General features: G+C 42.3%; 14 protein-coding genes. 3 read left to right on the top strand and 11 right to left on the bottom strand.

Annotated features, from left to right (window positions below; genetic code table 11):
* Window positions 1–698 (bottom strand): RNA-guided endonuclease TnpB family protein (locus BM213_RS03080; RefSeq protein WP_143091169.1); only part of this gene is annotated, 698 nt, incomplete at its 3' end.
* Window positions 699–739: 41 nt separating this feature from the next.
* On the opposite strand from BM213_RS03080, the gene BM213_RS03075 reads away from it, so the two are divergent.
* Entirely contained in the window at window positions 740–934 is a 195-nt protein-coding gene (locus tag BM213_RS03075; RefSeq protein ID WP_091700773.1) for a hypothetical protein, read from the top strand.
* A gap of 16 nt (window positions 935–950) precedes the next feature.
* On the opposite strand, the gene BM213_RS03070 is transcribed toward BM213_RS03075, so the two are convergent.
* Window positions 951–1,877 carry an alpha/beta hydrolase gene (locus BM213_RS03070; protein WP_091700770.1) on the bottom strand — a complete coding sequence of 309 codons (927 nt, stop codon included), beginning with the start codon at window positions 1,875–1,877 and terminating at the stop codon, window positions 951–953.
* A gap of 124 nt (window positions 1,878–2,001) precedes the next feature.
* Between BM213_RS03070 and trhA the strand changes: the two genes are divergently transcribed.
* Window positions 2,002–2,646: a PAQR family membrane homeostasis protein TrhA gene (gene trhA, locus BM213_RS03065; protein WP_167357361.1), complete on the top strand. Its 645-nt coding sequence runs from the start codon at window positions 2,002–2,004 to the stop codon at window positions 2,644–2,646.
* A 198-nt stretch (window positions 2,647–2,844) separates the two neighbouring features.
* Here the strand turns inward: trhA and BM213_RS03060 are convergent, their stop codons facing one another.
* The 9 genes from BM213_RS03060 to BM213_RS15200 all read right to left on the bottom strand — a co-directional run bounded on the left by BM213_RS03060 (window position 2,845) and on the right by BM213_RS15200 (window position 12,406).
* Entirely contained in the window at window positions 2,845–3,063 is a 219-nt protein-coding gene (locus tag BM213_RS03060) for a tautomerase family protein (RefSeq protein ID WP_091700765.1), read from the bottom strand.
* A 124-nt stretch (window positions 3,064–3,187) separates the two neighbouring features.
* Window positions 3,188–3,754: a transglutaminase-like domain-containing protein gene (locus BM213_RS03055; RefSeq protein ID WP_091700866.1), complete on the bottom strand. Its 567-nt coding sequence runs from the start codon at window positions 3,752–3,754 to the stop codon at window positions 3,188–3,190.
* A gap of 68 nt (window positions 3,755–3,822) precedes the next feature.
* On the bottom strand, window positions 3,823–4,608 hold the full coding sequence (locus BM213_RS03050; protein WP_091700762.1) for a GNAT family N-acetyltransferase: 786 nt from the start codon (window positions 4,606–4,608) through the stop codon (window positions 3,823–3,825).
* Between the two features lie 104 nt (window positions 4,609–4,712).
* Window positions 4,713–6,383, bottom strand: coding sequence for an acyl-CoA dehydrogenase family protein (locus BM213_RS03045; RefSeq protein ID WP_091700759.1), 1,671 nt, complete (start codon window positions 6,381–6,383; stop codon window positions 4,713–4,715).
* Window positions 6,361–7,890, bottom strand: coding sequence for a class I adenylate-forming enzyme family protein (locus BM213_RS03040; RefSeq protein ID WP_091700756.1), 1,530 nt, complete (start codon window positions 7,888–7,890; stop codon window positions 6,361–6,363). The genes BM213_RS03045 and BM213_RS03040 overlap by 23 nt, the downstream gene beginning before the upstream one ends.
* Window positions 7,887–8,273 carry a MerR family transcriptional regulator gene (locus BM213_RS03035; RefSeq protein ID WP_091700753.1) on the bottom strand — a complete coding sequence of 129 codons (387 nt, stop codon included), beginning with the start codon at window positions 8,271–8,273 and terminating at the stop codon, window positions 7,887–7,889. Before BM213_RS03035 ends, BM213_RS03040 begins: the two co-directional genes overlap by 4 nt.
* Window positions 8,274–8,390: 117 nt before the next feature.
* Complete coding sequence (locus BM213_RS03030) at window positions 8,391–10,367, bottom strand: acetoacetate--CoA ligase (protein WP_091700751.1); 1,977 nt, start codon at window positions 10,365–10,367, stop codon at window positions 8,391–8,393.
* 116 nt (window positions 10,368–10,483) lie between these two features.
* A complete protein-coding gene (locus BM213_RS15205; RefSeq protein WP_341864902.1) occupies window positions 10,484–11,413 on the bottom strand; it encodes a FapA family protein in 930 nt (309 codons plus the stop codon).
* Window positions 11,414–11,458: 45 nt separating this feature from the next.
* Window positions 11,459–12,406, bottom strand: a complete 948-nt coding sequence (locus BM213_RS15200; RefSeq protein WP_341864900.1) for a flagellar assembly protein A — start codon at window positions 12,404–12,406, stop codon at window positions 11,459–11,461.
* A gap of 122 nt (window positions 12,407–12,528) precedes the next feature.
* Between BM213_RS15200 and BM213_RS03020 the strand changes: the two genes are divergently transcribed.
* Entirely contained in the window at window positions 12,529–13,002 is a 474-nt protein-coding gene (locus BM213_RS03020) for a PCYCGC motif-containing (lipo)protein (protein WP_091700748.1), read from the top strand.
* Window positions 13,003–13,010: the final 8 nt, after the last annotated feature.

Below are 13,010 nucleotides of genomic sequence, written 5' to 3'. Positions count from 1 at the left end.
ATTCGTTGCTTATTCCAATTCGAGCCACCTTTTTTTCGTCTGGAAAGAATACGTTGTGCTTTTGCTAGCTGTTCTTCTAGCTTACGAAGCCATTTCGGGTTGGCGTACTTTGTTCCATCAGAAAGAACGGCGAATTCCTTCAACCCAACATCGATGCCAACGGCTGAACCCGTTTTAAGCAACGCTTGCACGTCAGTTTCAACCAAAATGGACACAAAGTATTTCCCGCTCGGATTTCGTCTAATCGTAGCAGACAAGATACGCCCTTCTACTTCACGACTTTTCGCCAAACGAACAAGACCAAGTTTAGGTAGCTTGATGTGCTTATCTAGCACAGCAATATTCCCATTTGTATGCTTAGTTGTATACGATTGCACAGCATTCTTTTTAGACTTAAAACGCGGTTTGTCGTTTTGCTTTTTAAAAAAGCGATCGTACGCATCATCCAGATGCTTGAGTGAAGATTGAAGTGCGATGCTATCCACTTCTTTTAACCAAGTGAATTGTTTCTTTAATTGCGTTAATTGAGAAGAACAAGCGTTGTAAGTTAATCCCTTGCCCGTTTGCTTATAAGCATCCTCCCATTTCGCCAAAAAATAGTTGAATACAAAACGCGAGCAACCGAATGTTTTTGTAATTAATACTTCTTGTTCTTTATTTGGATAGATGCGAAATTTGTATGCTTTGTTGACCAACATTGACTTCACCTCCTTCCAAGTATATTGGGGGGAGTGAAAAAATGGAACGCATTGCAAAATTAATTAAGTTTCCTGCTGATTTGGTAGCAGAAATAGAAAAGTATCAAAAAGAAAATTACAGTTCAACTTTTGCAGGTGCAGTTTACGATCTCCTCTGCTCAACTACACTCATCTTCTTTCTCCTCTCCATTCTTCCAAATTCACTACGAGCATACTTATCTTTTTATCAAAAGTAAATGAATATTCTGAAATTTATTTTTGTACCTTCTCTAAAAACGCTAATATTTTATTCATGTATTCATTTTTATACATACTAAAACTTTTCACATGCTTCGCTTCTTCGGTGAGCCAAAGTTCAAATACGTCTGGATGTTTGTTGTACATGTTTACACTTTCTTCGTATGGGATGGACGGGTCAGCTTTACTATGAATGAATAAAATCGGACGTGGGGCAATTGCATCGATCGCTTTGATCGGCACCGACTCTGCTGGGTCTAAATCGGTAATTATCGGGATAAGGGTAATGATTAAATACGTAAACGGGACGTTCGGCAAGTTCGTCCATACAGGCATATATGTCCGCAAATATCCTTCTAAATCGCTAAACGGGCTATCCGCAATAACTGCTTGAACATCTTTATCCATTCCTGCTGCTAAAATCGATGTTGCCGCCCCCATGGATACCCCATATAGAACAATCGGTTCAAAGTAGTGTTGTTTCGCATAGTCAATAACGCCGAGCAAATCGTACTTTTCTTTCGCGCCGATTGTTGTCATGTCTCCTTCTGATTCACCGCTAGCCCGGAAATCAAACATAATAACGCGATACCCTGCATCCGTTAGCACTTTAGCAATTGGCAAAAACGGCACATTTGGCTCGTAGCGATTGCCACCGTAACCGTGCGAAAAAATAACGGTCATTTTCGCTTGTTTCGTTGGTTCGATGACCCAACCTTTTAACTTCACCCCATCATGTTTGCTCGTAAATGTGACATCTTTATAAGTCATACCGTAAGCTGTTGGTGTTTCTGTAACTACCTTTCGCTCCTTATGCGTCAAATTCCATCCGACGTAAATCGAAATAGCAGTACATACAATTACCGCAAGAAGCAACACACCGATCAAAGATGGTACAAGCCATTTTTTCGCCTTCCGTTGCCTTTCCAACTGTATTTGCAATCCTCGTCACCTCTCTTTTTTCTCATTATATCGCGAATGAAAACAACAATGAACAAAAAATGTACGGTACGTATACGTATGTGGTAAAATAAACAAAATATCTTTAGCGAAAGGGATGAGGCCATTGGCTTTTACACATACGTTTACGAAAGAAGAAGAAATCGTTCATGCGATTACGCATGGCATCGGTGCGGTGTTTAGTATCGCGGCGCTCGTTATTTTGACGGTCATGGCTGCGATGTACGGAAATGCATGGCACGTTGTTAGTTTTACGTTGTTTGGAAGCACGATGCTTATTTTGTATTTGTCATCAACGATTGTGCACGCGTTGCCGGAAGGGCGCTGGAAGCGATTGTTTGAAATTTTCGACCATTCGGCGATTTACTTTTTTATTGCAGGCACGTATACGCCGTTTCTGTTTTTAGCGGTGAGAGGAGCGATCGGTTGGACATTGTTTGGCATCGTCTGGGGGCTTGCACTCTTCGGTACCGTATTTAAATGCTTTTTCGTCGATCGGTTTTTATATACATCGACGATTATATATATCATCATGGGCTGGTTGATTGTATTTGCATGGAAACCGCTCGTTTCCAGCCTTTCGCCAAACGGTGTGTTATATTTAGTCATCGGCGGAATTTTGTACACAGTCGGCGCTGTTTTTTACGTATGGCGCGGCTTTAAATTTCATCATGCCGTCTGGCACTTGTTTGTATTAGGCGGATCTGTCGCGCACTTTTTTGCAGTGCTTGTACTATTGAATTCAATTTAATCCATTCAAATTTTCGAAAAATGATTGAGATAATAAGCGTCCACACAATCATTTTATACAGAGGAAATGTCACAGTAAATAAAAAGGCGTCTTTCTGTCTGTAAAAAAGAAGGAGAGCTAGTTACCTTTGCGGTGAGGTCCTCCTTTCCTTTTTAATGTATGAAAATACCAAATTGATGACAACAATCGCATGACTTATTACTCTGCACCTTTCTTCCCGAATCCCTGACCAAATTTCAGTAAATGCAATTGCCCGTTAGAAGCCCAGTTTTCTCTGTCGTATTCATCGAAAATCACTGTGACCCATTCCTCTTTTACATTTAAAGTTCTAGCTGCTTCTTTTGTAATGTTTTCAACAAATTTCTGTTTCTGCTCAATTGTTCTCCCCTTAGCCATTTTTACAGTAATGATAGGCATTCCCCATCCATCCTCTCATATAGGGAATAATCATTGCTCTTTTGCAAAATGTTTAAATAACATTTAACAAAAATTTACATATTCTTCTTTTAAAGTTAAGCTGCTATAAAACATTTGGTTGTAGCTACAACTGCGAAGGTAGATGATGCTTATACATTTCTAACGCATTAGTATGTTCTTTTAACACTGCGATTGTTTGAAGATTAGGTTTAGTAAAAATGATCGGATAGTCTTTTTCATCGAATTCTTCATGAACAGCGAACGCTAGTTTCTCCTTATGAATTGAAAATTCCGCCTTAACTCCGGGTTTATTTCCACGGGCGTCTAAACGAATCCAACGATTAATGGAGGCAAGATACACCGCATTGAGTGCATGGATGCAATACCCTTTATCTGGCGTATCAAACAACATCAAACGCTGGTAACAAAAACCCGTTGGAATTCCCTGTGAACGCAACAACGCGGCTAACAAATTCGCCTTGGCGTAGCAAATGCCCTCTTTATAATAGAGAACGTCAGATGCCTTACATGTAACTCTTGAACTTTGAATATCCCATGAATGCGAAATTTGATCCCGAACAAACTCAAACGCTATTTTCGCTTTTTCAATATCCGATTTCGATAAGTGAAAAAGCTCCTTTGCTTTTTGTTGAACTAAAGGATGAGAATAGTTCACCTCATCTAACTCCATTAAATAGTCATCTAAACTTAAAGATTCACAAATCAACACCGTTAACCCCCCTTACAAACTTCATCGTCTTATCCATACATCGTCCACATACCGATGTCGTAAAATCCTAGCCGTTTGTAGATGCGTCCAGCATTCGGATTATCGTAAAAGAGACATAGCGTTTTTCCCGCTTGCATGTAATCATGGATGACCCGCTTCATAATAAGGCTAGCATAACCTTTTTGTCGGTATCGTTCGTCCGTGCAAACGCCGACAACCATCGCCGAAAAGGAATTTTCCGCTGTTGTCGAAACACACGATACCATTTCACCGTCTTCTTCAACATAGTATGTGCGGCCTGTGCTCGTTTCTAATGATTTTAGCAGCATGTCTCTAGACGAAGGAGTTGTAACAAATTCAGGAATGCGGCGGCGTAAATCGAGAATACGGTCAACATCATCTACTGTTGCCTGTTTTACTATCTGCATCTGCTCTTCCGCTTGAAACGAAACGGTCGTGCACTCACAAAAATACGTCACCCGCTTCTTTCCTAGCGACAATCCACCTACTTGTTCAAATTGTTCGACAACGTTTGCCTTTCCTGACAGACGAAAAGAAGCACCATTTGTTCGGATGATATGAGAAAACCCTTCTACATCAAACCTAGACGATGCATATGGAATGTACGAATCATAAAATCGTAAAAAAACCGCTTGCAACGCTCCGCTCTCATCAAACTCTCCCCATAACTGCTGAAAATCTTGGTCATAGCCAAACGCTTCAATATCTCCTATGATAAAAAGATTCATCGACGGTTCTTTCGTCAAAAAAGAAATCACTTGCTCATGATCTGCCTGCGTCAACGTTCGAATCATAACCACTCCCCCAATCAAACGTATATGTATATAAAAATAACGAAAAATGAAATGATTGTAAATATTTTTATAAAACAAAAGCTGGCAAACGCCAGCTTTTCGCTCTACACCCCCACTTTCCTCGTTTCGTTCATGACTACATCAAAATAATGGACGGATAACATCTCTTTGTCGAATAAATCGCATCCCCAAATATGCTGTAAAAAGAGGCGGGCGATAATTTGTTTTCGTTCGTTTTCTTTCGCTTCTTTTAACGCTATGACGCTCAAATACAAGTCGCAAAGGCGGTTAGCGATTTTTTTGGCGTGATACGTTTGCACGTCTTCTGGCTGTCCGTGAAGTTGTTTTAGAGACTGTATGAGTTCATGCAACCCGCTTTCGACCGATTTAGCAAATGCGCGTATTCCCACAGGAAGTGCAGCTAGTTGTTCGTTTATTGTTTGAATAAACGTTTCATGGACACGATATTTACGGATGAGTCGCAACACCTCAAGTCCTAAAATGTTTGCTGTTCCTTCCCATACGGTCAATACTTGGGCATCTCGAAGCAAGCGCGGGGTGACGAAATCTTCGATGTAGCCGTTGCCGCCATGCATTTCAATCGCTTCATGGGCAAATGCAATCGCTTCTTCGGCTGTTCGCATTTTTAAAAGCGCAATTAATAAGCGATTCCACGCTTTTTCTTGCTCAGACGCTTGGTCCGGCGTGCGCATCACACGGTCAAAAAAGGAAATAAGCTCAAAACAAGCGCTCGTTTGCACTTCTTGACGCGCCGTTAAGTTGGCTAACGTTTCTTTCACCATCGGATATGATGTAAGTGTATGTCCAAACGCTTGACGATTAACTGCGTATTGCTTTGCCTCTTCTAGCGCCCGTTTCATAATGCCAATCGAAGCGACGGCGTTGCAGACGCGCGATAAATTGAGCGCTTCCATCATATAGTAAAGCCCTTTTTTCGCATCGCCAATTAAATAAGCTTTTGCCCCTTCAAATACGACTTCCGCTGACGGCACAGCGCGAACACCAAGTTTATCTTTTAAACGCCGAATGTGAATGCCGTTTAATGCCCCGTCCTCATTGCGCCACGGCACTAAAAATAAACTAAGCCCTTTCGTCCCCGCCTCGCTTCCGTCGATGCGCGCAAGCACTAAAGCAACTCCGCACATGCCGGCGTTGCTCGCAAAATATTTTTCTCCGTAAATTTCATAATGATCCCCGCATAAAACAGCGCGCACTTCATTGGCACCGACGTCCGAACCGCCTTGCCGCTCGGTTAAAAACGTCGCGCCTTCATACAGCTCGACTTCGCCCGTCGAAATGACGTGCGGCAAATATTTCGCTTTAATTTTTTCGTCAGCAAAATGCTCTAACACGTACGCCGTTGCCATCGTGAGCGTCACCGGACAATAAAACCCCGGCTCGACTTGTGATAACAAATAGCCTTGGGCATACGAGTAAATGTAATTGCCAACACGCCCAAGCGCAGGAATCGGTTTATGGACATAACCGACAATTCCTGTTTCATACGTTTCCTTCACTGTTTGTTTATATCCTTCGTTCACCCATATTTCAGAAACATCATTGCCAAAACGGTCATATTTGAGGAGTCGCGGCTGTCCTTCGCGGTCTGTATGTACCGCGCGCCGGTCGATATCGGTCATGCAAAGCTTCCAAAACTTCTCTAACTCTTCTTCGGCGTACGCATAAAACTCTTCGTCTAAATATTTTTTTAAATTGGCAAATAAGTTCGGATCAACTTCGCGTAGCTGTTTCATTGTGTATCCCCCTCAACACCTGTTTTAATATTTTTCCTGTTGCGTTGCGCGGTAGTTCAGGAATGGCTTCATATAGCTTTGGAATTTTATAGTCTGCAAGTTTATCCGAAAGAAAACGTTTACATTCTTCCGCAAGCTGCTCGATCGGTTCTTTTGTGACAACAAACGCTTTCACCGTTTCTCCCCATTCTGGATGCGGCACGCCAACAACCGCCACATCAACAATCGCTGGGTGCAACTTTAGCGCGTCTTCCACTTCTTTCGGGTAAACGTTCACTCCCCCAGAGATGATCATATCTTTTTTTCGATCGACAATCCAAATGTAGCCATCTTCATCACAGCGCGCTAAATCACCTGTATATAACCAACCGTTTTTCACCGTTTCCGCTGTTTTTTCCTCGTCTTTGTAATAACCTTTCATTGTGCCTTCACCAGCTAAGATGATTTCACCAATTTCGCCTGGTGGAACGTCATTGCCGCGTTCATCGACGATTTTTACTTCGCAATGAAGGGCGGCATCTTTGCCAACGCTCCCTGCCTTTGTCGCATGTTCTTCCGGTGATAAATACGTTCCGTTTGGTCCAGCTTCCGTTAGTCCGTACAAACACATGAGCCGATTCGTGCGAAACTGTTTGGCGACAAATTGCACTTCATTTGCCGATAACGGTGCTCCCCCATACGTCCAATATTGGACAGACGACAAATCGTATTCGTGAAGGCGTGGGTGTTTTGCCGTGAGTAAATAGGCGACTGGTGCTCCGAAAAAGTGGGTAATTTGATGTTTTGTGACAAGTTCTAACAATGCTTCTGGGGAAAACGTTGGTGATAACACATGGGTGGCCCCAACGTACATCCCGCCGACAAAAAATAAATGAAGCGGTGCGGAATGGCTAAGCGGCATCATATGCAACAGGCGGCTATGTTTATCCATTTTCGTCTCTAGCGCCATCATCGTTGCGACAGCGAAAATATTGCGCGCTGTAAACAATACTCCTTTTGGTTTACCAGTCGTTCCAGATGTGTATAAAATCGTCGTTTCGTCCTCTTCGCTCAGCGAACAAACAATTGGGGAAGAATCGCCGCTAGCAATGAGCTGCGATAACGAACGCCAACCTTCTATTGCTTCCCCTGTTTTCACCCAAATGACGTCAACCTTATGAACAAGCGAGGCAAGTTCTTGATAAATCCAATCATGTGCGATGACCGCTTTTGCTTCGCTATGGTCAATAATGTATTGCACTTCTTGGGCAGTTAGCCGCGCGTTAATTGGTACGATGATGGCACCAAGACGCAAGACGGCAAAATACGCATATACAAATTCTTTCACATTTGGCATATACAACACGACTTTATCGCCTCGTTTGATGCCGAGCGAAGCAAGCGAAGAAGCGAGCCGATTGACCGTATCATCTACTTCTCGATAAGAAAGCGACACGTCGCCATCAATGAGTGCTATTTTGTTCGGAAACTTTCGCGCATTGCGCGCTAACAACTCGGAAATGTTCATTTCGTTCCCTCCAGCTTTTGTAATCGTTCGCGAAAATCTGACAAAATCGACTCCATTTCTTGTTTTAACTGCATTAAATCCTCAATCCGCTCCGTCACCTCCTTTAACTTTTGTTCGCCGTATGCGATTGTTTTTTCCAGCTGTTTTCGGCCAGTGCGATCGTTGTCAAACAAGCTAATCATTTCGTGAATTTCTTCTAACGAAAAACCGAATCGTTTCCCGCGCAAAATGAGTTTTAACACCGCTCGATCTTTTTTCGTATACAGCCGCTGGCCTGACTCGGTGCGAATGGGTGAAATGAGCCCGCGTTCCTCATAATAGCGAATCGTTCGCGTGCTAATATCAAACTGCTCGGCCAGTTGGGAGATTGTATAGTAATTCATCGCTTTCACCTTTATTTTGAATTTTATGAATTTTATTTTAATTTACGTTTACGTAAAAGTCAATAAGAAAAGCAGCGCACACCACTAAGGCTGTTACCAAACGGCAACAGCCTCCTCTTATACGTTCGAATGTTCCCATTGTTTAGCGAGTTCAATAAAGAAAGAAAGTGATTCAGGATTCGCCATTGAGCCAACATTCACCGCTTTCTCGAGCGGAAAACCTAGTAAAAGTTTGCGAATAGGAATTTCCATTTTCTTTCCGTTTAACGTTTTTGGAATTTGTTCGACCTGATAAATCTCATCTGGAATAAAGCGCGGCGATACATGCGTCTTAATCGCTTCTTTCACTCGCTGTTTTAACGCATCGTCTAGCTTCACCCCTGGCTGAAGAACGATAAACAGCGGCATAAACGACTTCCGGCCCATCACTTCTAAATCAATGACTAAGCTGTCGAGAATGCCATCGACCGTTTCGACTGCTCGGTAAATTTCACTTGTGCCCATACGGACGCCTGCCCGGTTGATCGTCGAATCGGATCGACCATAAATGACGCAGCTTCCTTCATCATCAATTTTAATCCAATCCCCATGTTTCCATACGCCTGGATACGTATCAAAATAGCTTTTGAGGTATCGTTTATCGTTTTCGTCGTTCCAGAAAAAGAGCGGCATCGACGGCATCGGTTGCGTAATCACTAACTCCCCGACTTCATTAAGAAGCGATTGGCCATGTTCATCAAACGCCTGTACATTCGCCCCGAGCGAACGGCATTGCAGCATGCCTGCACGAACTGGCAAAATGGGCGACCCGCCGACAAACGCGGTGCATACATCCGTTCCGCCACTGCATGAGACGAGCCAAACATGTTTCACATGTTCATACACCCAAATAAACCCTTCAGTCGTCAATGGCGATCCTGTTGACAAAACCGCTTGTAAATGTGAAAAATCATAGTGATCTTTCGGATGAATGCCTTGTTTCATACAGACGTTAATAAACGCTGCGCTTGTGCCAAAATGCGTGATTTTTGCTTTTTCAGCAAGCTCCCATAACACGTTCGCATCTGGAAATGTCGGGCTTCCGTCATATAACACAACCGTCGCCCCAACTAACAGCCCACCGATTAAAAAGTTCCACATCATCCAGCCGGTCGTCGTATACCAAAAAAAAGTGCTGTCATGTGTAATGTTGTATTCAATCGATAAAATTTTTACATGTTCTAATAAAATGCCGCCATGCCCTTGCACGATCGGTTTTGGTAATCCGGTCGTCCCGGAAGAATACAAAATCCAAAGAGGATGAGCAAACGGCACTTGTTCATACACAAGCTCTCCTTCTTCTTTGACTATGTCCGTCCATAACGAAATACTATTGTCCCATGCGCTTATGTCGTCACGCAAATACGGAACGATAATCGTCCTTTTTAACGTCGAAAGTTTGGCTTGTAGTTCTTTGACAACAGACAGTTTATCAAATGCTTTTCCGTTATATTGACAACCGTCCACTGCAAATAAAACCGTTGGCTCAATTTGTTGAAAACGATCGACGACGCTATTGACTCCAAAATCTGGTGAACAACTAGACCAAATCGCGCCGATGCTCGCGCACGCTAAAAACACAACGACTGTTTCAGGAATGTTCGGCATATAAGCAACGACGCGATCTCCTTGCTTGACCCCCAGTTTTTTCAGCGCCGAAGCGACGGCTGCCGTTTGTTGTTTTAACTCTTTCCACGTCACTTCACGCAGCGAAACGCGTTCGGAACGGAACAAAAGCGCTGGCTTCTCCTGCATGTTACGAAAAATATGTTCTACATAATTTAATCGTGCCCCTGGAAACCAATTTGCCCGCGGCATTTTTCGTTCTTCTAACACACCGGTATACGGCGCAGACGACTGAACGCCGCAATATTCCCACACCGTTTCCCAAAATTGCTCAAGATTCTCGACCGACCATTTCCATAACGCCGCATGCGAATCAAACGTAAGCCCTTTTTTTGCTTCTAGCCAATTCATATACTTTTTCACGCTTGATTGTTCGATTTGTTCTTTCGCCGGCGTCCATAAAATATCCCCATCCGTAATCGCTTTCATTTTCTAGCCTCCTTCCTCAAAAAAAGAAAGAAAATTAAGAACATTTACATTATACTATATGATTATCCGAAAAATATACAAAAAGACGCATTGGCTTTGTTGGCTACGCGTCTTTTTTATCCAAATACAATTTCTTGACGTTCGTCGTCCCATTTCATTTCAACGTGTTTTTTCTCTTCATAAAACGTATACGTCTTTTTACCAAATTGCACAACTGTTCCTTCCCAAACATGTTCGATATAAATCGTTTCTCCTTTTGGCACAGCTAGTACAGTCTTAATACCAAGTGAAGATCCGACTTCTTTAATTTTCATTCCCTTCTGAGCATACGCCTCTCCACCGCGCAATACCCCATGAACAGTCAATGTCCCTCCGGCGTAAATATTGCAATTATAACAGCCTTTCCCTGTTACAATTACATCACCGCTCCCATGAATGACGCTATTTAAAGCATAAGAAAGTTCAATCACATCGTTTTCTTCGCGATCATATTGTCCAATAAATGTATTAAGTTCACGAAGCAAGTTTGCCATACCCTCTAAACAATGAAAATGGTTAGGACGATCAGCAAGCAAACAACTATCTAACTGCGAACCAATATCGAACCATTGTTCACCAATTTGTTCACGCTTTTGTTCGCACATCGTTTTATACTGTTTCATCGCTTCCATCATCGTTTGAAACTTACTTTCAAGCAATCTTTTCGTTAACGGATAAATGTCTTGTTCGCGAATTTTTGACATGATCATCAATTGCTGAATAGCAACAATCATTCGTTCAAGAGAGTGACGAATTTGTTGTAATAAACCAATCAATTGAGTCACAATCATTTTGTTTTCCCCTGATGTGACTGTCCCACTAATGACATTTTGTTGAATAAAAATAGATTGTTGAGCACGAATGTTTGCGCGATTGACATTTTGTAAAATCATAATGCTACCGAGCGCTTCCACAACCATTTCATCTTGAACGTTTCCTGTAATTTCAACATCGCCTTTAAAATGAATGTTTCCTACTGATAAATCGACATCCCCTTGATGGACCAGCTTCGGAATAATCGAAATGACAACAGTTCTCCCTTTTTTCGCAATTTACGGTCGCCCACCTTGTGTAGCTGAAATAAGGTTTTCGTGCATTGTCACTCCTTTTCCGAGTTTAACAGTAACAGGATGCACTTCGCGAACAGGAATAACTTCATTTGTTACCGTTAATCCCGGTTTCCCTAGTTGGGGAGGATGAACAATCGCGATGACATCCCCTTCACCGACCGTTGCGATCGTTTCCATTTCACGATAGTCAACCGTCCCATCTTCACGTACTTTCGGTTTCCTTTTCCCTTCTCCTACTTTCACTTCCACCCAGCCGTCTTTTCCTTCTACTGGTTCGATTCCTTTTGCAATGACAACAGTTACTTTTTTCTCTGAATGTAACGCCTCGCGAATCGCTTCTTGATTCACTCCGTAAACAATACCTAACTCTTGCAGTTTCGCCATCACTGCTTCATGCGACACATCATAAATGAGTTCAGTCTCCATTTTTGCTTGTATATGTAATTTATTAGATGGCTGCATATCTTCGAGTACATACCGACGCCGTACCCCAGGTGCAAACGTCAATGTTGCCTCCATCTTCCTAGCATCCATGTCAACTTTCCAAACTGATTGGGCAATACTTTCTTCCTTTGGATAAATGCGAACGTCATCCCCTTCTTGTAACGTCACCTTTCCTTCGATCGCTTTCCCGTTATGTAAACAAATGACTCCCTCGCCAATAATGATCGTTGGGCCTACGTCCAAACATTCGTAGCGAAAATCTCCGTCTTGTATCCACGCTTTTCCTTCTTTCTGCTGAACAGCTTGCTTTGTTTGATGCTTCTTCGTTAGTCGAACAACAGCTGGTTGCGAAACGATACCAAACAGCTTTTTACGTTCTGGTTGAACGATTTCAATGATGACATCTTCTCGCACCGCTTGAAGTTGCTTTAGTCCCTCTTCGATAGCCTCCTCTACCGTTTGTCCCTTTACTTCAATGTAATCCATTGTTCTCCCACCTTTTTTCCCTTATCATTTATTATTATTTTTATTATAATAGGGAAAGAAAGAGAGAAATAGGGGAAAAAGTCGGACAGTATAATGAATTTATAAAAAAAGGATGGATGACGATGAAAAAAAGATACATATGCAGCGCCATGTTTTCGATTAGTCTATTGTTAAGTGGTTGTGCGCAAAAAGAAAATAATCATACGTCTACAGAACATGGAATGAGTGATATACGTGAGGAAACTGCCTCGATTCATATACTTCCATCATTTTTATCTTCCTATAATGAGTCGATGGCTCATTTGTACGAACAGGCTGCAAAACATCAAACATTACTAGAACATATCCCTTGTTATTGTGGCTGTGGTGAGTCGGTTGATCATAAAAATAATTACGACTGTTTCGTATATGAAAATAAAAACAACGGGGCAATCGTTTGGGACGATCATGCGACAAAATGCGGGGTTTGTTTAGAAACTGCAGCCATTTCGATCGAACAATATGAGAAAGGGATGCCTATCAAAGACATTCGCCACCTTATTGATGAAAAATATAAAGATGGATACGCCAAACCAACACCGACAAAACCGATGTAAAAAACCGA

Origin of the sequence: Anoxybacillus pushchinoensis (assembly GCF_900111795.1) — a bacterium.
Taxonomy (GTDB): domain Bacteria; phylum Bacillota; class Bacilli; order Bacillales; family Anoxybacillaceae; genus Anoxybacillus; species Anoxybacillus pushchinoensis.
This window is presented reverse-complemented; position numbering and strand designations above follow the sequence as displayed.